Origin of the sequence: Janthinobacterium sp. 13, assembly GCF_002749695.1 — a bacterium.
Classification (GTDB): Bacteria; Pseudomonadota; Gammaproteobacteria; order Burkholderiales; family Burkholderiaceae_D; genus Janthinobacterium; species Janthinobacterium kumbetense.
Window position 1 is genome coordinate 2,892,709 of record NZ_PEEQ01000001.1, and the last position, 19,655, is coordinate 2,912,363.

The 19,655-nt window shown below is 64.0% G+C and carries 21 protein-coding genes; 15 read left to right on the forward strand and 6 right to left on the reverse strand.

Annotated features, from left to right (window positions below; all coding sequences use genetic code 11):
- Window positions 1-37: 37 nt before the first annotated feature.
- Genes minC through minE form a run of 3 tightly spaced genes read left to right on the forward strand, consistent with a single transcriptional unit; the run spans window position 38 to window position 1,893 of the window.
- Window positions 38-787: a septum site-determining protein MinC gene (minC, locus tag CLU94_RS12755; RefSeq protein WP_035828495.1), complete on the forward strand. Its 750-nt coding sequence runs from the start codon at window positions 38-40 to the stop codon at window positions 785-787.
- A gap of 37 nt (window positions 788-824) precedes the next feature.
- Window positions 825-1,640, forward strand: a complete 816-nt coding sequence (gene minD / locus CLU94_RS12760) for a septum site-determining protein MinD (RefSeq protein ID WP_034783730.1) — start codon at window positions 825-827, stop codon at window positions 1,638-1,640.
- A 1-nt stretch (window position 1,641) separates the two neighbouring features.
- The gene (gene minE / locus CLU94_RS12765; RefSeq protein ID WP_034752886.1) at window positions 1,642-1,893 is read left to right on the forward strand and encodes a cell division topological specificity factor MinE; all 252 of its coding nucleotides are present in this window, start codon (window positions 1,642-1,644) and stop codon (window positions 1,891-1,893) included.
- A gap of 3 nt (window positions 1,894-1,896) precedes the next feature.
- Here minE and CLU94_RS12770 read toward each other — a convergent pair whose 3' ends face one another.
- The gene (locus CLU94_RS12770; RefSeq protein WP_099665879.1) at window positions 1,897-2,400 is read right to left on the reverse strand and encodes a hypothetical protein; all 504 of its coding nucleotides are present in this window, start codon (window positions 2,398-2,400) and stop codon (window positions 1,897-1,899) included.
- Window positions 2,401-2,569: 169 nt separating this feature from the next.
- Between CLU94_RS12770 and CLU94_RS12775 the strand changes: the two genes are divergently transcribed.
- The 7 genes from CLU94_RS12775 to CLU94_RS12805 all read left to right on the forward strand — a co-directional run bounded on the left by CLU94_RS12775 (window position 2,570) and on the right by CLU94_RS12805 (window position 10,079).
- Window positions 2,570-3,259, forward strand: coding sequence for a response regulator transcription factor (locus CLU94_RS12775; RefSeq protein WP_099665880.1), 690 nt, complete (start codon window positions 2,570-2,572; stop codon window positions 3,257-3,259).
- An 81-nt stretch (window positions 3,260-3,340) separates the two neighbouring features.
- The gene (hemA, locus tag CLU94_RS12780) at window positions 3,341-4,615 is read left to right on the forward strand and encodes a glutamyl-tRNA reductase (protein WP_077398499.1); all 1,275 of its coding nucleotides are present in this window, start codon (window positions 3,341-3,343) and stop codon (window positions 4,613-4,615) included.
- 84 nt (window positions 4,616-4,699) lie between these two features.
- Complete coding sequence (gene prfA, locus CLU94_RS12785) at window positions 4,700-5,776, forward strand: peptide chain release factor 1 (protein WP_099665881.1); 1,077 nt, start codon at window positions 4,700-4,702, stop codon at window positions 5,774-5,776.
- A 104-nt stretch (window positions 5,777-5,880) separates the two neighbouring features.
- A complete protein-coding gene (locus CLU94_RS12790) occupies window positions 5,881-6,351 on the forward strand; it encodes a disulfide bond formation protein B (protein ID WP_077408913.1) in 471 nt (156 codons plus the stop codon).
- Between the two features lie 11 nt (window positions 6,352-6,362).
- Window positions 6,363-7,193 (forward strand): peptide chain release factor N(5)-glutamine methyltransferase, encoded by an 831-nt coding sequence (gene prmC / locus CLU94_RS12795; protein WP_099665882.1) that lies wholly within the window; start codon window positions 6,363-6,365, stop codon window positions 7,191-7,193.
- Window positions 7,194-7,408: 215 nt separating this feature from the next.
- Window positions 7,409-9,010, forward strand: coding sequence for a glutamate--cysteine ligase (gene gshA, locus CLU94_RS12800; protein WP_099665883.1), 1,602 nt, complete (start codon window positions 7,409-7,411; stop codon window positions 9,008-9,010).
- A 25-nt stretch (window positions 9,011-9,035) separates the two neighbouring features.
- On the forward strand, window positions 9,036-10,079 hold the full coding sequence (locus CLU94_RS12805; protein WP_099665884.1) for a histone deacetylase family protein: 1,044 nt from the start codon (window positions 9,036-9,038) through the stop codon (window positions 10,077-10,079).
- Window positions 10,080-10,085: 6 nt separating this feature from the next.
- On the opposite strand, the gene CLU94_RS12810 is transcribed toward CLU94_RS12805, so the two are convergent.
- Window positions 10,086-10,868 (reverse strand): LytR/AlgR family response regulator transcription factor, encoded by a 783-nt coding sequence (locus tag CLU94_RS12810; protein WP_099665885.1) that lies wholly within the window; start codon window positions 10,866-10,868, stop codon window positions 10,086-10,088.
- Window positions 10,855-12,120 (reverse strand): histidine kinase, encoded by a 1,266-nt coding sequence (locus tag CLU94_RS12815; RefSeq protein WP_099665886.1) that lies wholly within the window; start codon window positions 12,118-12,120, stop codon window positions 10,855-10,857. The genes CLU94_RS12810 and CLU94_RS12815 overlap by 14 nt, the downstream gene beginning before the upstream one ends.
- A gap of 286 nt (window positions 12,121-12,406) precedes the next feature.
- On the opposite strand from CLU94_RS12815, the gene CLU94_RS12820 reads away from it, so the two are divergent.
- The gene (locus tag CLU94_RS12820) at window positions 12,407-12,832 is read left to right on the forward strand and encodes an organic hydroperoxide resistance protein (protein WP_034783746.1); all 426 of its coding nucleotides are present in this window, start codon (window positions 12,407-12,409) and stop codon (window positions 12,830-12,832) included.
- A gap of 59 nt (window positions 12,833-12,891) precedes the next feature.
- On the opposite strand, the gene CLU94_RS12825 is transcribed toward CLU94_RS12820, so the two are convergent.
- Entirely contained in the window at window positions 12,892-13,728 is an 837-nt protein-coding gene (locus CLU94_RS12825) for a type 1 glutamine amidotransferase domain-containing protein (protein ID WP_099665887.1), read from the reverse strand.
- Between the two features lie 103 nt (window positions 13,729-13,831).
- On the opposite strand from CLU94_RS12825, the gene CLU94_RS12830 reads away from it, so the two are divergent.
- Genes CLU94_RS12830 through CLU94_RS12840 form a run of 3 tightly spaced genes read left to right on the forward strand, consistent with a single transcriptional unit; the run spans window position 13,832 to window position 15,925 of the window.
- The gene (locus CLU94_RS12830; RefSeq protein ID WP_099665888.1) at window positions 13,832-14,740 is read left to right on the forward strand and encodes a LysR family transcriptional regulator; all 909 of its coding nucleotides are present in this window, start codon (window positions 13,832-13,834) and stop codon (window positions 14,738-14,740) included.
- A gap of 40 nt (window positions 14,741-14,780) precedes the next feature.
- On the forward strand, window positions 14,781-15,257 hold the full coding sequence (locus tag CLU94_RS12835) for a GNAT family N-acetyltransferase (protein ID WP_099665889.1): 477 nt from the start codon (window positions 14,781-14,783) through the stop codon (window positions 15,255-15,257).
- Window positions 15,254-15,925, forward strand: a complete 672-nt coding sequence (locus CLU94_RS12840) for a diphthine--ammonia ligase (RefSeq protein ID WP_099665890.1) — start codon at window positions 15,254-15,256, stop codon at window positions 15,923-15,925. The genes CLU94_RS12835 and CLU94_RS12840 overlap by 4 nt, the downstream gene beginning before the upstream one ends.
- Window positions 15,926-15,991: 66 nt before the next feature.
- Here the strand turns inward: CLU94_RS12840 and CLU94_RS12845 are convergent, their stop codons facing one another.
- Window positions 15,992-16,471 carry an FKBP-type peptidyl-prolyl cis-trans isomerase gene (locus CLU94_RS12845; RefSeq protein WP_257218787.1) on the reverse strand — a complete coding sequence of 160 codons (480 nt, stop codon included), beginning with the start codon at window positions 16,469-16,471 and terminating at the stop codon, window positions 15,992-15,994.
- Between the two features lie 145 nt (window positions 16,472-16,616).
- On the reverse strand, window positions 16,617-18,494 hold the full coding sequence (locus tag CLU94_RS12850; RefSeq protein ID WP_077398475.1) for a potassium transporter Kup: 1,878 nt from the start codon (window positions 18,492-18,494) through the stop codon (window positions 16,617-16,619).
- 238 nt (window positions 18,495-18,732) lie between these two features.
- Here CLU94_RS12850 and rarD point away from each other — a divergent pair, with 238 nt between their 5' ends.
- On the forward strand, window positions 18,733-19,617 hold the full coding sequence (rarD, locus tag CLU94_RS12855; protein WP_099665892.1) for an EamA family transporter RarD: 885 nt from the start codon (window positions 18,733-18,735) through the stop codon (window positions 19,615-19,617).
- Window positions 19,618-19,655: the final 38 nt, after the last annotated feature.

A 19,655-nucleotide genomic window follows, 5' to 3' on the forward strand; every position in this document is an offset into this window, starting at 1 on the left:
CATCTGGCCTGCCGCAGTTTCACTTTGATAAATGTTTATGTCCAAAAGCCCGTCGCAGAAGCCTATCGAAATCAAGATTTCCACCGTCGTTGCCGTCTCCGCCATTCTGCATAGCGCCGATACGCAGGCACTCGATGCCGCCTTGCGCGACATGACGGGAGGCGTGGCGGACTTTTTCGAGGACGACCTGGCCGTGCTGGACGTGGCGGCCTTGCCGCCCGGCAGCGTGCCGATCGACTGGGCCGCCCTCGTGGCCCTGCTGAAAAAATACCGTTTGAATGCCGTGGCCGTGCGCAATGCGCCGGCCGACATGCATGACGCCATCCTGGCGCAAGGCTTGAGCCTCGACAGCGGCAAGACGCGCGACGATGCGCCGCCCAAGGATGGTCCCAAGGATACCCCCACTGCCGCCGCCCAGTCGGGCGCCGACGCCCAGGTGATGGTGATCGACACGCCCGTGCGCGCCGGTCAGCGCATCTATGCGCGCGGCTGCGACCTGATCATCACCGCCGTCGTCAACAATGGCGCCGAAATCATCGCCGACGGCAGCATCCACGTATATTCCTCGCTGTACGGCCGCGCGCTGGCTGGCGCCTCGGGCAATGCCCAGGCGCGCATCTTCGCGCTGGCCATGGAACCGGAACTGGTCTCGATCGCCGGCGTGTACCGCACGTTCGAGGATGGTTTCCCCGCAGAAATGGCGCGCGGACCCGCGCAAATTCGTTTGGCTGGAGACAGAATCGATATACACTCTGTCAATCCGGTCACTCCCGTGAACCGCTCTTAAGCTGCACAATTCAAGAGATATCTGAAAAGGATTATTTGTGGCAAGAATTATTGTTGTGACGTCCGGCAAGGGCGGTGTCGGCAAGACGACCTCTAGCGCCAGTTTTTCCACTGGCCTGGCCATGCGCGGCCACAAGACAGCCGTGCTCGACTTCGACGTGGGCCTGCGTAACCTCGACCTGATCATGGGTTGCGAGCGCCGCGTCGTCTACGACCTGATCAATGTGATCAACAAGGAAGCAACCCTGAACCAGGCCTTGATCAAGGACAAGCACTGCGACAACCTGTTCATCCTGCCCGCCTCGCAAACGCGCGACAAGGATGCCTTGTCGGAAGAAGGCGTGGAACGCGTGTTGAACGACCTGATCAACATGGGCTTCGAATTCATCATCTGCGATTCGCCGGCCGGCATCGAGCATGGCGCGCTGATGGCGCTGACGTTTGCCGATGAAGCCATCATCGTCACCAACCCGGAAGTGTCGTCGGTGCGCGATTCGGACCGCATCCTGGGCATCCTGCAAGCCAAGTCGCGCCGCGCGCAGACGGGCGGCGAGCCCGTCAAGGAACACTTGCTGATTACCCGCTACTCGCCGAAACGCGTGGAATCGGATGAAATGCTGTCCTACCAGGACGTGCAGGAAATCCTGCGCATCCCGCTGGTGGGCATCATTCCGGAATCGGAGCAAGTGCTGGCCGCCTCGAACCAGGGCAACCCGGCCATCCATTTCACGGGCACGGACGTGGCGCAAGCCTATGAAGACGTGGTTTCGCGTTTCCTCGGCGAAGATGTCGAGTTGCGCTTTACCAACTATGAAAAGCCTGGATTACTCCAGCGCATTTTTGGGGCGAAGTGATATGGCCTTGCTTTCTTTCCTGTTCCCCCCCAAGCCGAAGACGGCCACCGCGGCCAAGGAACGCCTGCAGATCATCATCGCCCGCGAACGCAGCGGACGCGATGGTCCGGACTTCCTGCCCGCCCTGCACAAGGAATTGATCGCCGTCATTTCCAAGTACACCAAGGTCAATGCCGACGACATCAAGATTTCGCTGGACCGCCAGGGCAACCTGGAAGTACTCGACGTCAACGTGGTGCTGCCGGACGCGTAAGGCCTAATCCGGCCTGACCGTAAGCAATTCCTGCGCCACCGCGGCGCAGGCGTTCACGTGCTGGTTGCCGATCTGGCGGAATACGGCGTAGCCGATGGCTGCCGCCACCGCCTGGCCGGCGAACGGCACGAAGCGCGCCACCTGCTTGGTGGCAATCTTGACGCCACTGCGCTTGAGCAGCTGGAGGATCAGTTCGCGCGACACCAACTTTCCCACCAGCATGCCGCCCATGCCCACCGCCGCGCGGTAGGCCATCATCTTGAACTGCGGGTTGAGGCGCTCGATCTGCTCGGGCGTGAGGCCGAATTCGTGGTTGATATCGTTGATCAGCATGGAAAACAGGCCTACATCGGACATCAGGTCGATGCCGGGAATGGGAATGGCCGAGGCGCCTGCCGACATCATGGCACGCCGCTGCACCAGGCGCCGGCAACGCTCGCGCACTTGCTCGATGTCGGCATGGCTGGCCGGTATCAGGGTCCAATCGGTGGTGCTCTTGTCTGCCATGGCCGTTTCTCCGCGAGTGATGGGTAGATGAACAAGTGTAACGTAAAGGCCTGCGCTGCCGATTTCACTGGACACAGTTGCAATCTCTGTTATATTTCACTTGAGCATTCCTTAACATTACGATAAGCAGAGCGGACCGTCTGTTTGTTGCTACACACTCCAGCCCATTATGCGAATTGCCGTACTCGATAGCGACCATAGCCAGGCAGAACTGATCTGCCAGGTGCTCACCGCCGCCGGCCACGCTTGCCACGAGTTTCAGAGTGCCAAGGACATGCTGGGGCAACTGCGCAAGGACAGTTGCGACATGCTCATCCTCGACTGGCATGTGAGCGATCTGGACGGTGCCGAAGTCTTGCGCCGTGCCCGGGAAAAACTGGCGCCCAAGGCGCCCGTGTTGTTTATGACCAACAGTTCCGGCGAAGACGATGTGGTGGCGGGCATGACGGCCGGCGCCGACGACTACATGATCAAGCCCTTGCGGCGCAGCGAACTGACCTTGCGCACCCAGGCGCTGCTGCGCGTGGCCTACCCGGCCCAGAATGGCGCCGAAACCTTGCAATTCGGTCATTACACGTTTGAAACCCGCCCCGGCCGCCTGCTGCGCGATGGCGAAGTGCTCGACGTGACGCACAAGGAATTCGCCCTGGCGCTGCTGTTTTTCCGCAACCTGGGCCGTCCATTGTCGCGCGCCTACATCCACGAAGCCGTGTGGCAGCGCGACACGGCCCTGCCCTCGCGCACCATGGATACCCACGTCTCGCGCGTGCGCAACAAGCTGCAGCTGAAACCGGAACACGGCTACAGGCTGGTGCCCGTCTACAGTTACGGTTATCGCCTGGAAAAACTGGGTGGCTGAACGGCGGCAAACGGCTGACCTGCTCAAAGCACGGGCACAAAGCGTTATAATGTCGGCATAAGCCATCCCAACAGCCCTGAAATGCAACTGCTCGCCGTAGGCCTCAACCATACCACCGCCCCAGTGTCGCTCCGCGAACAGCTGGCGTTTGCGCCTGAGCACTTGGGCCAGGCGGTGATGGCGGCGCGCACCTGGTTCCAGCGCATCGACTTGCGCGACAACGACGAAGCGGCCATCCTGTCGACCTGCAACCGCACCGAGCTGTACGCGGCCAGCCACGTGCCCAATCCGCTCGACGCGGGCGCGCATTTCCTGGCCGATTATCACAAGCTCAACTACAGCGAGCTGCGCCCCCACTTATATATGTTGCCGCAGCACGATGCCGTGCGCCACACCTTCCGCGTCGCCTCCGGGCTCGATTCGATGGTGCTGGGCGAAACGCAGATCCTGGGCCAGATCAAGGACGCCATCCGCACGGCCGACGAGGCGGGCGGCCTGGGCACGTATCTGCACCAGTTGTTCCAGCGCAGCTTTTCCGTCGCCAAGGAAGTGCGCAGCAGCACGGAAATCGGCGCCCACAGCGTGTCCATGGCGGCCGCCGCCGTGCGCCTGTCGCAGCGCATCTTCGACAAGATTGCCGAGCAGAACGTGCTGTTCATCGGCGCCGGCGAAATGATCGAGTTGTGCGCCACGCACTTCGCGGCGCAAAACCCGAAAAGCATCACCATTGCCAACCGCACCATGGAGCGGGGCGAGGAACTGGCGCACCGCTTCAACGGCAAGGCCATCCGCCTGGCCGACTTGCCGGAGCAATTGCACCAGTTCGACATCGTCATCTCGTGCACGGCGTCGTCGTTGCCGCTGCTGGGCCTGGGCCTCGTCGAGCGCGCCATCAAGGCACGCCGCCACAAGCCCATGTTCATGGTCGACCTGGCCGTGCCGCGCGACATCGAAGCGGAAGTGGGCCGTTTGAACGACGTCTTCCTGTACACGGTCGACGACCTGGGCAAGGTCGTGCAGACGGGCCTGGAAAGCCGGCAGGCGGCCGTGGCGCAAGCCGAAGCCATCATCGAGACGCGCGTGCAATCGTTCATGAGCTGGGTCGACGACCGCGCCATGGTGCCCGTCATCCAGCATTTGCATGAAAACAGCGAATCCTTGCGCCTGATGGAAGTGGAACGGGCGCGCAAGATGCTGGCCAAGGGCGCCGACATCGACGCCGTCCTGGAAGCGCTGTCGAAAGGCTTGACGGCCAAGTTCCTGCACGGCCCGCAGCAAGCGCTGCACCACGCGCAAGGCGACGAGCGCAAGCAGCTGGTCACCCTGCTGCCGAAACTGTTCCGCCCCCGCCGTTAGCGCAGCCCCGCTGGCCGCCCGCGCAGCCGCCCCTGCCCGCCTGCCGGGCCCGTATCATCCCTACACCTTTTACCGCGAATCGCTATGAAACCATCCATGCTGGCCAAACTCGATCAACTGGCGAACCGCCTGGTCGAACTCGACGAACTGCTGATGCACCCGGACGCCACGTCGAACATGGACAGCTACCGCAAGATGACGCGCGAGCACGCCGAACTGGGCCCGCTGGTGGCCCTGTATCACTCCTACCAGGAAGCGGGCAACGATATTGCGACAGCGCAAGAGATGCTGGGCGATCCCGACATGAAGGAATTCGCCCAGGAAGAAATCGAGGCGGCCAAGACCACCATGGCGCGGCTGGAACGCGAATTGCAAACCATGCTGCTGCCGAAGGATGTCAACGACGAGCGCAATATCTTCCTGGAAATTCGCGCCGGCACGGGCGGCGATGAATCGGCCCTGTTCGCCGGCGATTTATTGCGCATGTACACGCGCTTTGCCGAGCGCAACCGCTGGCAGGTGGAACTCGTGTCCTCGTCCGACTCCGACCTGGGCGGCTACCGCGAAGTGATCGTGCGTATCGTCGGCAATGGCGCGTATTCGAAACTGAAATTCGAGTCGGGCGGCCACCGCGTGCAGCGCGTGCCGGCCACGGAAACGCAGGGCCGCATCCACACGTCGGCCTGTACGGTGGCCGTGATGCCGGAAGCGGATGAAGTGGAAGACGTCAACATCAACCCGGCCGACCTGCGCATCGACACCTACCGCGCCTCGGGCGCGGGCGGACAGCACATCAATAAAACGGATTCCGCCGTGCGCATCACCCACTTGCCGACCGGCATCGTGGTGGAATGCCAGGATGACCGCAGCCAGCACAAGAACAAGGCGCAGGCCATGAAAGTGCTGGCCGCGCGCATCAAGGACATGCAGCTGCGCGAACAGCAGTCGAAGGAAGCGGCCACCCGCAAGAGCCTGATCGGCTCGGGCGACCGCAGCGAGCGCATCCGCACGTATAATTTCCCGCAAGGCCGCCTGACGGACCACCGCATCAATTTGACCTTGTACAAGCTGGACTTCATCATGGATGGGGATTTGACGGACTTGACGAATGCCTTGGCGGCAGAACACCAGGCGGAACTTTTAGCAGCGCTGGGAGATTAAAAAGTATCCAGCCAGATCAAGGGTTTAAGTAGCGGCTAAGCAATAAAAATCCGCCCTTGTGCGAAAATGACCAGCTCGATTCCATCCACCTCACCGTGTCGCCCATGAAAAATTCACGCACCGTCCTCCTGTTGACCGCCGCCCTGTGTTTCCTGATGCTGGGCGTGGCCATGTATTTGCAGCATGCCATGAACATGGCGCCGTGCCCGCTGTGCGTGATCCAGCGCTACCTGTTCCTCGCCATCGGCATCGCCTGCCTGGCCGGCGCGGCGGCCAACCGGCCGAAAATCGGCGCGGGCGTCGGCGTGCTGGCGGCCCTGGGCGGCCTGGGCGTCGGCGCCAAGCACCTGTACGTGCTGGCCAACCCCGGCTTTTCGTGCGGCATCGACCCGGTGGAAACGGCGCTGAACAAGGTCTTCACGGCCGAACTCATGCCCTTCATGTTTGAATCGTATGGCGCCTGCGAAAACGCGGGCGAGCCATTCTTCGGCCTGTCGATCCCGCAATGGGCGTTCATCTGGTTCGCCATCTTCGCCCTCACCTTGCTGTGGACCTTGCTGCGCCGTCAGAAATAATTGAAAGCACTATGCCAGAAACACTGATCCCCGCCGGCAGCACTGTCGGCGCCCTGCAAATCCGTCCCCTGCTCGATCCGCTCGACAACCGCATCCTGCTGGGCCACGCGCTGGGCCTGTCGCGCGTGAGCCTGATCACGCAATCGGAGCGAGTCCTCACTTCCGACGAAGCGGCCCGTTTGTCAGCCTTGCTGGCACGCCGCCTGCAAGGCGAGCCGATCGCCTACATCGTCGGCCAGCGCGAGTTTTTCGGCCTGCCGTTCGAAGTGAACGACGCCGTGCTGATCCCCCGCCCCGACACGGAAGTGCTGGTGGAACTGGCGCTCGAGCGCCTGCCGCCCGGCGGACGGGTGCTCGACATGGGCACGGGCAGCGGCGCCATCGCCGTCGCCCTCGCGCACACGCGGCCCGACGCCGTCGTCACGGCACTCGATGTGAGCAGCACGGCGCTGGCCGTGGCGCGCCGCAACGCCAGCGCCAACGGCGTCAACATCACCTTCATGGCCAGCGACTGGTTTGAGGCGCTGGGCACGGAAAAGTTCGACCTGATCGTCTCGAATCCCCCCTACATCGCCAGCGGCGACCGCCACCTGGCCGAAGGCGACCTGCGCTTCGAGCCGGCCGGCGCGCTGACCGACCACGCGGATGGCCTGTCGGCCCTGCGCACCATCGTCTCCGGCGCCGCACGCCACCTGGCGTCAGGCGCCTGGCTGCTGATGGAACACGGCTACGACCAGGCGGCATCCGTGCGCGGCTTGCTGGCCGACGCCGGCTACAACAAAGTGCAAAGCTGGCGCGACCTGGCCGGCATCGAACGGGTCAGCGGCGCCCGCCACGGCTGAGCACGACAAGCTGCGCAAAGCTTGATCCGGCGGCGCGCCAGATCCCCAGCAGTTTGTTAAAATATCAAGCGAATTCCTGACCGAAGCGCCGTCCCCGTTACCCGGGGCGGACGCTGGCGACGCGGCGTTTTTTGGGCCGGCGCCGACGCATTTGCCAAAATTCGGTTAATCTCAGCACAAATTATTTATATGCTGCACAAGAAAGGAAGCTCAAATTGCCCAACCTGTTGACTCGCCGCCTGGCATTGCTGACCGAAGATGCCAACCGCGCGCTGCTGGGCGGCTTGCGCGGCATCGAGCGTGAAACCCTGCGCGTCGACCATGCCGGCCATCTGGCTTCCACGCCCCACCCCGCCGCCCTGGGCTCGGCGCTGACGCACCCTGAAATCACCACCGATTACGCCGAAGCGCTGCTCGAATTCATCACGCCGGCGGAACAGGACATCGCCGTCACGCTGGACAAACTCGACACCGTGCACCGCCACGCCTACAGCCGCCTCGGCGACGAGTTGCTGTGGAGCCAGTCGATGCCATGCCAGCTGCCGCCCGAAGCGGACATCGAAATCGCTAACTACGGCAGCTCGAACATGGGCATGCTCAAGCACGTGTACCGGCGCGGTCTGGCATTGCGCTATGGCAAAGCCATGCAATGCATCGCCGGCATCCATTACAACTACTCGCTCGACGAGCAGCTGTGGCAAGCGCTGGCCCGCAATCCTGACACCAGCGCCAGCCCCACCCACGCCACGGCCACGCCGAAAGACGTGCAGTCGGAAAGCTACCTGGCGACGATCCGCAATTTCCGCCGCTACAGCTGGCTCCTGATGTACCTGTTCGGCGCTTCGCCTGCCCTATCCAGCGGTTTCCTGCGCGGCCGCGCGCACAAGCTCGACACCCTGTCCGACGATACCCTGTTCCTGCCGTACGCCACCAGCCTGCGCATGAGCGACCTCGGCTACCAGAACGACGCCCAGTCCGGCCTGCGCCCGCACGAAAACAGCCTGGACGACTACGTCAACGCGCTCACGCACGCCGTCAACGACCCGTATCCGCCGTATGCGGCGCTGGGCACAAAGAAGGATGGCGAGTGGATTCAGCTCTCCACCAACGTGCTGCAGATCGAAAATGAATACTATTCGACCATCCGTCCGAAACGCGTGATCCGCACGGGCGAGCGCCCGATCCAGGCCCTGTGCCTGCGCGGCGTGCAATACATCGAAGTGCGCTGCATGGATGTCGACCCGTTCGAACCGGTCGGCATCAGCCTGGAAACGGGCCGCTTCCTCGACGCGTTTTTGCTGTTCTGCGCGCTCGACGACAGCGGTCCCATCTCGGCCGAGCAAAGCGCCTGCTATACGAACAATTTCGCCCGCACCGTCAAGGAAGGCCGCAAGCCTGGATTGACCCTGCGCCGCGACGGCGAAGAGATCACCCTGCAGGCCTGGGGCGAAGAGTTGCTGGCGCGCATCGCGCCCGTGGCGGCCTTGCTCGACGCGCGCCTTGGCGGCACGCAGCACGCGGACAGTCTGGCCGCGCAAGCCCGCAAACTGGCCGACCCGGATGCGACGCCATCGGCGAAGGTATTGGCCGAACTGCGCGCCAACGGCGGCTCGTTTGCCGCCTTCGGCCTGCGCCAGAGCGAACGTCACGCCGCCTATTTCCGCGCGCAGCCGGCAACGCAGGAACAAAGCGCGTATTTCGACGAGATGGCCGCCAGCTCGCTGGCCGAGCAGCGCGCCATGGAAGCGGCACCGGCCGGCAGCTTCGACGATTTCGTCGCCGCCTACCGCGCCAGCACCCTGTGCTCGCACACCTGAGTCTGACCTTGCGCAAAGCGCCCCCATGCTGACCTTCTACAATGAATTGCACAGCCAGCACCGGGGCCGCTTCGAAATGTTTCGCGGCACCCTGGTACCCTGCTTCGAGACGCCCGAGCGGGCCGACATGGTGGTGGCCGAGCTGGGAAGGCGCAACCTGGGCCGCATCGTCACGCCGCACGGCGTGCCGCTGACGTCGCTGGAGCGCATCCACACGCCCCGCTACCTGCATTTTTTGCGCCACGCCTGGCACGACTGGCTGGCGCTCGATCCCGACAATGCGGGCAAGGACGCCTTGCCATCCGTGTGGCCCGTGCGCACCTTGCGCAGCGATATCGAACCGGATGACTTCACTGCCAAGCTGGGGCTGTACTCGATGGACAATGGCACGCCGCTGACGGCCGGCACGTGGACGGCGGCCAAGACGGGCGCCGACTGCGCCGTCAATGCGGCCCATGCGCTGCGCCTGGGCGAGCGGGCCACGTTCGCCCTGACGCGCCCGCCGGGCCACCACGCGGGCAGCGATTTCTTCGGCGGCTACTGTTTTCTGAACAACGCGGCGCTGGCCGCGCAGCATCTGCTCGACGACGGCGCCCGCAAGGTCGCCATCCTCGATATCGATTACCACCACGGCAACGGCACGCAAAGCATCTTTTACCAGCGCGACGACGTGCTGTTCGCCTCGCTGCACGCCGACCCGCGCAGCGAATATCCGTTTTATCTGGGCCACGCCGATGAAACGGGCAGCGGCGCGGGGCTGGGCTACAACGTCAACTTGCCGCTACCCCCCGGCACGTCCACGGCCAGCTGGTTCGCCGCGCTGGAAACGGCTTGCCTGCGCATCAATATGTATGCGCCCGATGCGCTGGTGGTGTCGCTCGGCGTGGACACCTTTGCCGGCGACCCGCTGTCGCACTTCGCCCTGCAAAGCGGCGACTACCTGCGCGTGGGCGAGCGCCTCGCGCATCTGAACCTGCCCACCGCCTTCATCCTCGAAGGAGGCTATGCCGTGAAGGAAATCGGCATCAATGTCGTCAACGTGCTCGAAGGCTTTGAAACGGCCGATTAAGCCAGCCTACATATTGCGGAACAGCGCCATGAACGGCTGGCTCACGGCCAGGGTTTCCGGCCGCGTTTTCAGGCGCAAGGCGCCACGCCCCACCTCGTCGCGCGTGACCGAGGCCACCATCTTCATGTTGACGATGGTGGAGCGGTGGATCTGCTTGAAGATGGCCGGGTCGAGCACGTCGAGCAGTTCGCGGATCGGCTTGCGCAACAGCGCCTCGCCTTCCGCCGTCATGACGGCCGTGTACTTGGTGTCGGACTGAAAATAGGCGATGTCTTCCACCATGATCAGCCGCGTATCCTTGCCGCTGCTGGCCGTCAGCCACACCAGCGGCGGCGACTTGGCCGCCGCCGGCAAGGCGCTGCTCAATTGCTGCAGCAGGCCGGCCAGCGCGCCGTCGCCCGCCTGGGTCTTGCCGGCCCGTGCCTGCACGCGCTGCACGGTCGCCTGCAGGCGCTCGCGGGCTATCGGTTTCAATAGATAATCGACGGCGCCATTATCGAAGGCGTCGATCGCGTACTGGTCGTAGGCGGTGACGAACACCACCTGCGTGGCGGGACTCGCTTCCAGCGCGCCGGCCGCCACTTCCAGCCCCGTCAAGCCCGGCATGCGGATGTCGAGGAAGGCGATATCGGGGCGCAGGGTGGCGATGGCCTCGAGCGCCGCGCCGCCGTCGTCGCAGGCGGCGACGATGCGCAAGCCGGGCCACTCTTCGGCCAGCAGGGCCACCAGCGCGTCGCGCAGCAGGGCTTCGTCTTCGGCAATGACGCAAGTCATCTCAGGCTGATGCATAGGAAACTCCTTGCGCCGTGCTGTCTGGCACCGTGATGGTGGCCGTCACGCCATCGGGGAAATTGGCGACAATGGCAAACGCGGCGGCATTGCCGTAGGTCAGACGCAGGCGCTCGCGCACATTGCGTAAGCCGATGCCCGTGCCGGCGCCGTCATCGCTGAGCCCCTTGCCGTCATCGGCCACCGTGACGATCACCGTGCCGTTGCCGCTGCGCGCCATGATCCAGATGGTGCCGCCGCCGCTTTTCGGCTCCAGGCCATGCTTGATGGCGTTTTCCACCAGGGTTTGCAGCATCATCGGCGGCAGTTCCGCCTGGCGCAGGTATTGCGGCACCTCAATCTGCAGGTTCAGGCGTGCGCCCATGCGGATTTTCAGGATATCGAGGTAGGCGCGCGCCCGTTCCAGCTCCGTGCCCAGGGTCGACATGGCTTGCTCCGTGCGCGGCAGCGAGTGGCGCAGGTACAGGATCAGGTTGCCGAGCATCTCGTCGGCGCGCACGGGGTCGCTGCGCGTGAGCAGCTGCGCGCTGGCCAGGGTGTTGTACAGGAAGTGCGGCTCGACCTGCGCATGCAGCAGGCTCAGCTTGGCCACCGTGAGTTCCTTTTCCGTCACCGTCTGGCGCGCCTCGGCCTGCTCGCCGCGGCGGCGCTGCGCCACCCGGCGCGTCATCGCCCGCGTCACCGCTTCCGCGTTTTCCAGGTTGCTGCCATGGTCGACGAGGAACCAGTCGGTCCAGGCGTTGCGCGCCGGTTCGCAGATCAGGGTGACGCTGCCCGCTTCGCCATTCGGCGTGACGGTGGCGAGAATCTGGTTCGGCCGCGGCTCGAGGAAGCCCAGCAGGCGCATGCGGGGCAAGCCCGTGTGCGTGTAGGGCGCCGCGCGGCGCACGCGGGCCTGCACCTGCAGGCTGTCGCGCGCGCTTTCGACCACTTCGCTGCCCGGCAGTTCGCGGATGGCCGCATCGATCATGTCGAACGCCTCGCCCGCCTCGAACGGAATCTCGATCTGGCGCCGCTGGCGGCTCGACAGGGTGCCGGCATTGACGGCGCCGGCGATCAGGCGCACGCGCCGCACGTGCGAAAACGCATTCGTGACGACAGCGCTGGCCAGCAGCGCGCCGACGATGACAAAAAAGCCTTCCGTCTGCCCGAAGACATGGCGCAGGAAATTCTCGACCAGAATCGCCGTGGCGATGATGTAGGCGACCATCGTGGCCACGGTGATGCGCAGGATAAAGAAGAGGCTAGTCATGATTTTTCCTTGGGGAGTGAAGTGGGGCCAAGCATAACTATCGGCGCCAGCGGCGGTGGCCATTATGCGATGGAAGGGCAATACTGGCGACAAAGGCAAGAAAATAAAGCTTCAATCCGCGCCACGCGCAAATAAAATCGCTTGCAATTAAATAGTGCGCGATATATATTGTGTACATGGACGCCGCATACCGCTTCTTCAGACGGGCATCCTGGGGCAGCAGCCCACGAAACAAGTAGCACACTATTTAGTAGTCAACTATTTAATCAACTCAAGGAAAACCATCATGTCGATCAAACAAGTCCTGTACCGCGCCCAAGCTACCGCCACCGGAGGCCGCGAAGGCCGCGCCGTGTCGTCCGACAATGTGCTGGACGTCAAGCTGACCACGCCAAAAGAACTGGGCGGCAATGGCGCCGTCGGCACCAATCCGGAGCAACTGTTCGCCGCCGGCTACTCGGCCTGCTTCATCGGTGCCATGAAATTCGTCGGCGGCCGCGACAAGATCGCCCTGCCGGCGGACCTGTCGATCGAAGGCAACGTCGGCATCGGCGCCATCGAGACGGGCTTCGGCATCGAAGTGGAACTGAAAATCTCGCTGCCAGGCATGGAACGCGCCGCCGCCGAAGCCCTGGTCGCCGCCGCCCACATCGTGTGCCCGTACTCGAACGCCACGCGCGGCAACATCGACGTCACCCTGACGATCGTGTAATCCCCGCCGCCTTGGGGCGCATCCCCGGCCGCGCCCCCAGGCGCCGCCGGGGATTTTTTTCAGCGCAGCGCCTGCAGCAGCTTGTCCGCCAGGGCCGGCGCCGAGGCGGGATTCTGCCCCGTGATCAGTTCGCGGTCGACCACCACGTTGCTGCTCCACGGCACCTGGTTCTGCACATACTGCGCGCCGGCCGCCTGCAAGCCCGACTGCGGATAGAACTTCATCGTGCCGCCGCCGAGCGCGCCCTGCGCCGCCGCCTCTTCCTGGTTGCTGATTACCGTCATGCGGTAGCCGCTGTAGATCCAGCCGGCCGGCGCGGGCGGCGTCTGGCCCGCTTCCAGCGCGGCCGTAAATTGGGCCGCCTGCGGCAGGGCCGACAACAGGGCGATGGGGCCGTGGCACAGCAGCGCCGTCGGCTTGCCATCCGCGTGGAACTGGCGCAGCAAGGCGCCCAGGCCGGCATCCTTCAACAAGTCCTGCATGGGCGCGTGGCCGCCCGGCACCAGCACGGCCGCATAGTGGCCATAGCCGATCTGCGCCACCCGTTTCAGGCTGATCACGGGCGAGCGGCCCGGCACCGTCAGCGCCAGCTGGTCCAGCAGCGCCTTGTGCGCCGCGTGCGCGGCCGCGTCGCCGCCAAAGTAGGCGGCCGTATCCGAACTGGCGTCCAGCGTGGGCGCCTGGCCCTGCGGCGTGGCGAACGTCACCGTGTGGCCCGCGTCGAGCAGCTTTTTGACAGGTTGCATCAATTCATTCAGATAAAAGCCCGTCGCGAAGACCTTGCCATCGCGCAATTCGAGGTGGTTCGCGTCGGACAGCACGACGAGAACGTCGGCCGCCTGGGCGCTGGAAAAGGCGGCGAACAGCACACTGCTTAAGAGTAATTTTTTCATCATGAGGATTCCAGTAGAGAAGCCGCCAGCATATTCCGAATCAAAATGGAGAAAAATGATGAATAATGCAGCTGACTAATGCCAAATACGACCGAATGGGAACGCCATGGATAAATTGCAGGCGATGCAGCTGTTTCGCCGCGTGGCCGAGCTGGGCAGCTTTCGCCGCGCGGCCGATGAACTGGACCTGTCGGCCTCGTATGTGAGCCGGCGCATCGGCCAGCTGGAGCAGGAACTGGGCGGACGCCTGATGACGCGCACCACGCGCCAGCTGGCCCTGACGGAAACGGGCGCCGCCTACCTCGAGCACTGCCGCAAGCTGCTCGACGAACTGGCGCAGGCCGAGGACATGGTGGCCCACTCGACGGCGCACGTGACGGGCCGCCTGCGCATCAACGCGCCATTATCGCTGGGCGTGGGCGAGCTGGCCGAGGGGCTGGCCGATTTCATGGCCGAGTGGCCGGCCTTGCGCCTGGACGTCGACCTGAAGGATGAATACGTGGACCTGGCGGCCGCCAACTACGACCTGGGTTTTCGCGTCACCACGGCGCTCACCGATTCGAGCTATGTGGCGCGCCACATCCACGACTACCGCCTGCACATCTGCTGCGCACCCGCCTACCTGGAACGCCACGGTCCCCTGCTGGACCCCACGGACCTGACGCGCCAGCGCTGCTTCATCTACAGCCACGCCCTGTTCGGCAGCCGCTGGCCGCTGCGCCATGCGGGGCCGCACAGCGACATCGAAGTGCCGAACTGGGTGCGCACGAATAACACCCTGTTCATGCGCAGCCTGATCCTGCGGGGCCTGGGCATCGGCATCCTGCCCACCTTTGTCTGCCGCGAGGAACTGGCCAGCGGCGCGCTGGTCGAGCTGTTTCCCGAGGTGGAGCGTCCCAGCCTGGCGCTGTTTGCCATCTACCCGTCGCGCCAGCTGGTGGCGCCCCGCGTGACGCGCTGCATCGAGCACCTGAAGCAGTGGTATGCGCAGCGCTATCCCGCGCCGGCGGCGTGAAGCCGGTAAAATCATGGCCACTCTCAATCAAGGATGACCCATGATCAGCTGGCAATGGAACACGTTCGACGAACTCGGCCCCCACGATTTGTACCAGGTGCTGGCCTTGCGCCAGCGCGTGTTCGTCATCGAACAGCAGTGCATTTACCCGGACCTCGATGGCCATGACCAGCAAGCCATGCATTTGCTGGGTTGGCAAACGGTCGACGGCGAATGCCGGCTGGCCGCCTACCTGCGCGTGCTGGCGCCGGGCGCCAAGTATGTGGAAATGTCGCTGGGCCGCGTGCTGACGGCGCCCGAGGCGCGCACCACGGGCGCCGGCAAGCAGCTATTGCTTGAGGGCATCGCGCGCGCCGAACGCCAGCACCCGGGCCATGCCATCCGCATCGGCGCGCAGCACTACCTGGAGCGCTTCTACCAGTCCTTCGGCTTTGTCACCGTCAGCGCACCCTACGATGAAGATGGTATCCAGCACGTCGACATGCTGCGCGCCGTGCAGCCGGGCGCGGCGGCATGACGACGGCCCTGATTTCCTGGAGCGGCGGCAAGGATTCCTGCCTGGCCCTGTGGCGCGCGCGCAACGCCGGCACGAGCGTGCCGCTGCTGATCACGGCCATGGATGAAGATGGCCGCAAGTCGCGCTCGCACGGCGTGCCGCCCGAGCTGCTCGAGGCGCAGGCGGCCAGCCTGGGCGCGCGCCTGCAGCGCTATCACGCCAGCTGGGCCAGCTACGAGGAGCAATTCATCGCCATGCTACGCGCGGCGAAAGACGCAGGCATAGAACACGCCATCTTCGGCGACATCGACTTGCAGCCGCACCGCGACTGGGAAGAAAAAGTCTGCGCCGCGGCCGGCCTGACGGCGCATTTACCCCTGTGGGGCGGGGAACGGCGCGCGCTGGTCGATGAGTTCCTTGCCGCCGGCTTCAAGGCCATCGTCGTGTGCATCAATGGCCAGCACCTGCCGCGCGAATTTTGCGGGCGCGAGTTCGACGCCGCATTCCTGGCCGACCTGCCGCCCGGCGTCGACGCCTGCGGCGAAAACGGCGAATTCCACACCTTCGTCTACGACGGCCCCGCCTTCAGCGCACCGGTGGCACTGCGCCGCACGCAAGTGCTGCAATATGACGCGCCGACCAATCTGGGCGGCGCCACGTATTACTTCCAGGAACTGGCGCCAGTTTGAATTGGCCGCAAAAACAACAAGGGCGACTCCATGGAGTCGCCCTTTGTCCGTGCACCTTGCGCGTGCTTACTTTTTTTCCACTTTTTGCAGCGTGATGTCGAACACCAGGCCGGCGTAAGGCGGGATCACCACCGCATTCGTGACCCTGTCGCGGGTGCCGCTCACGCCATAGCCGAGGTCATACGGAATGAGCAGGCGGCGCGTGCCGCCTACCTGCATGCCGACCAGGCCGCGATCCCAGCCCAGGATCATTTTGCCGATACCGAGGACAAACGTAAAAGGCTGGAGAGGGGGCGACGTTTCGAATTGCACGCCTTTGCCGTCCGGCTTGCTCGCGTCATACAGCCAGCCCGTATAGGCCACCGTCAGGGTATCGCCCGCCGCGGCGGCCGTGCCGGTGCCTTTCACCAGGTCGGGAAAGAGGAGTTCCTTCACTTGCGTATTCGGGTCAAGCACGACCGGTTTCTCGGTATTGGCAGCAGCGCCGCAAGCGGTCAGGGCCACGGCGCAAGCGAGGGTGGCGATCATTTGAAATACCGATTTCATGGTTTCCCTTTAAATATTGGTGTGTGGCTAAGCCCGTACGGTGCGGACCGGTACGGGCTGGAGTTTAACAGGACTCGCGTAGCCCATTTGTAAGCAGACGTAAGCACGGCAATAAATGTGCCTCGCTGCAACGTTGACACAATATCTATATTTCTACCTGCGTACCCAGTTCGATCACCCGGTTGCTCGGAATCTGATAGTAGTCGGCCGCCGTGCGCGCATTGCGCGACATGGTGACGAACAGGTGCTCGCGCCACGGCATCATGCCGGCGCCCGGCGTCGAGATGATGGTCTGGCGCGCGATGAAGAATGACGTTTCCATCATCTCGAAGTCCAGTCCCTGCTGGGCGCACTGCGCCAGCGCGGCCGGAATGTCGGGTTCATCCTTGAAGCCGTAATGCACGTTGACCTGGTAGCACTGGTGGCCCAGGTCCACCACGCGCACGCGCTCCGATGGCGCCACCCACGGCTCTTCATGCATGAAGACGGTGAGGAAGATCACCCGTTCATGCAACACCTTGTTGTGCAGCAAGTTATGCAGCAGCGCGTGCGGCACGCCATCCGTTTCGCCGCGCAGGAAGATGGCCGTGCCAGGTACGCGCAGCGGCGGCGCGATGAACAGCGACGAGAGGAAATCGTCGAGCGGAATCGCATGCTTTTCCAGGTTCTGGAACACCAGCTGGCGGCCCCGCTTCCAGGTCAGCATGACGATGAACAAAATCGAGCCCAGCAGCAGCGGGAACCAGCCGCCGTGGAACAGTTTCAGGGCAGTCGCCGACACCAGGTTGACGTCGATGATCAGGAAAAAGCCCGTGGCGGCCCAGCATAGGGCCAGGTTCATCTTCCAGCGGTAGCGGATGACGAAGAAAGTCAGGATCGTCGTCGACAGCATGGTGGCCGTCACGGCGATGCCGTAGGCGGCGGCCAGGTTTTCCGAGGAACCGAAGCCGATGACGGCCAGCAGCACCACGGCCAGTTGCAGCCAGTTCACGGCGGGGATGTAGATCTGCCCGATTTCGCTTTCCGACGTGTGGCGCACGCGCATGCGCGGCAGGAAGCCCAGCGCGATCGCTTGCTTGGTCATCGAGAAGGTGCCGGAAATGGTCGCCTGCGAGGCGATCACGGTGGCCATGGTCGACAGGATCACCAGCGGATACACGCTCCACGCGCCCAGTTGCTGGTAAAACGGATTCGAGACGGCTTCCGGATGGGCCAGCAGCAAGCCGCCCTGGCCCAGGTAGTTCAGCGCCAGCGCGGGAAAGGCGATCAGGAACCAGGCCAGGCGGATCGGCTTCTTGCCGAAGTGGCCCATGTCGGCGTACAGCGCCTCGGCGCCCGTCAGCGCCAGCACCACGGCGCCCAGGGCGACGAAGGCGACGAAGCCGTTATTCATCAGGAAAGTGGCTGCGTGCAGGGGATTGAGCGCGGCCAGGATGGCCGGCGACTTGATGATGTTGACCACGCCCATGCCGGCCAGCGCGGCAAACCACAGCACCATGACGGGAGCAAAATAGCGGCCGATGCCGGCCGTGCCGTGCGACTGCACCGAATACAGGCCCACCAGCACGGCGATCGTCAGCGGCACCACGTACGGACTGAAGGCGGGCGTGGCCACTTCCAGGCCTTCGATCGCCGACAGCACGGAAATGGCCGGCGTGATCACGCTGTCGCCATAGAACAGGGTGGCGCCGAAGACGCCGATCACCATCAGCGGGAAATGCCAGCGCGACAGGCGGCTGACGGATGACAGCACCAGCGCCATCAGGGCCATGATGCCGCCCTCGCCGCGGTTGTCGGCGCGCAACACCAAGGTCACGTACTTGAGCGAGACGATCAGGGTCAGGCCCCAGAAAATCAGCGAGACGATGCCCAGCAGGTTCTCGTGCGAGAGCAGCAGGCCGTGGGCCGGGTCGAAGACGGTCTTCAGGGTGTACAGCGGACTGGTGCCGATATCGCCGTAAACGATGCCGACGGCCGCCAGCGTCAAGCCGGCAAGGCCGCTTTTTTTATGTTCCGACGTCAAGGTTGCACCCGTTTTTGTTTTGTTGCATCGCACAATATGATAGGTATTAGCAAATAGCAAGAGTATTTTTGCATGGTTCCGCAGCTGCCCCAAGGTCGTGGTTTTGTGCCGCTCCGCCTTGCTGCGCGGACATGCGGCCATTGATTTGTTGCCATTCTACGCCTCGCCAGCGGCGCCGGGCAGCCCCCGATGTTTTCAGCCATAATGACAGACTGTCTACTCTCCAGCGAAGCCCATCATGAATCCAGGCATGCTCTACGCCTCCCTCGCCTTCCTGTGCTGGGGCCTGTTCCCCCTGTACTTCCACGCCATCGGCGAGATCGCGCCACAGGAAATCCTGGCGCACCGCATGGTCTGGTCGCTGTTGTTCCTGGGAATCGTGCTGACCGTGCGCCGGCAGTGGAGCTGGCTGGGCAGCCTGAAGGCGCAGCCCAGGGTCGTGGCCAGCTTCGTCGCCAGCGCATTTTTGCTCTCCGCCAACTGGTTCATCTATATCTGGGCCGTCAACAACGGCCACGTAGTCGACGCCAGCCTCGGCTACTTCATCACGCCCCTGATCAATGTCATGCTGGGCTTTTTGCTGCTGCACGAGCGCCTGCGCCGCCTGCAGTGGCTGGCCATCGGCCTGGCCGCCTGCGGCGTGGCCTGGCTCACTTGGCAGGCGGGACAGGTGCCGTGGATCGCCCTGCTGCTGGCGGCCACCTTCGGCGGCTATGGCTTGCTGCGCAAGACGGCCGCGCTGGGCGCGCTGGAAGGCTTGTCGTTCGAAACCTTGATTCTGTTCCCCCTGGCGCTGGCCTACATGCTGTGGCTGGCGTGGCATGGCCAGAGCGGCTTCGTCAACACGGATTCCACCGCCACGCGCGCGCTGCTGCTGGCGTCCGGCCCCATCACGGCCATTCCCCTGCTGCTGTTTGCCGCCGGCGCGCGCCGCCTGCCGCTGGCCGTGCTGGGGCTGTTGCAATACATCGCCCCCACGGGCCAGCTCTTGATCGGCGTGTGGGTCTTCCACGAATCGTTCACGCCCGAGCGCATGCTGGGCTTCCTCGTCATCTGGACGGCCCTGGCCCTGTATGCGGCCGAAGGGCTGTGGACGGCCCGCAAGGCGCGCGCCGCCGCCTAGTCCTGCCCCTGGCGTCCGTTTCCGCAGCGCGCAGCGCT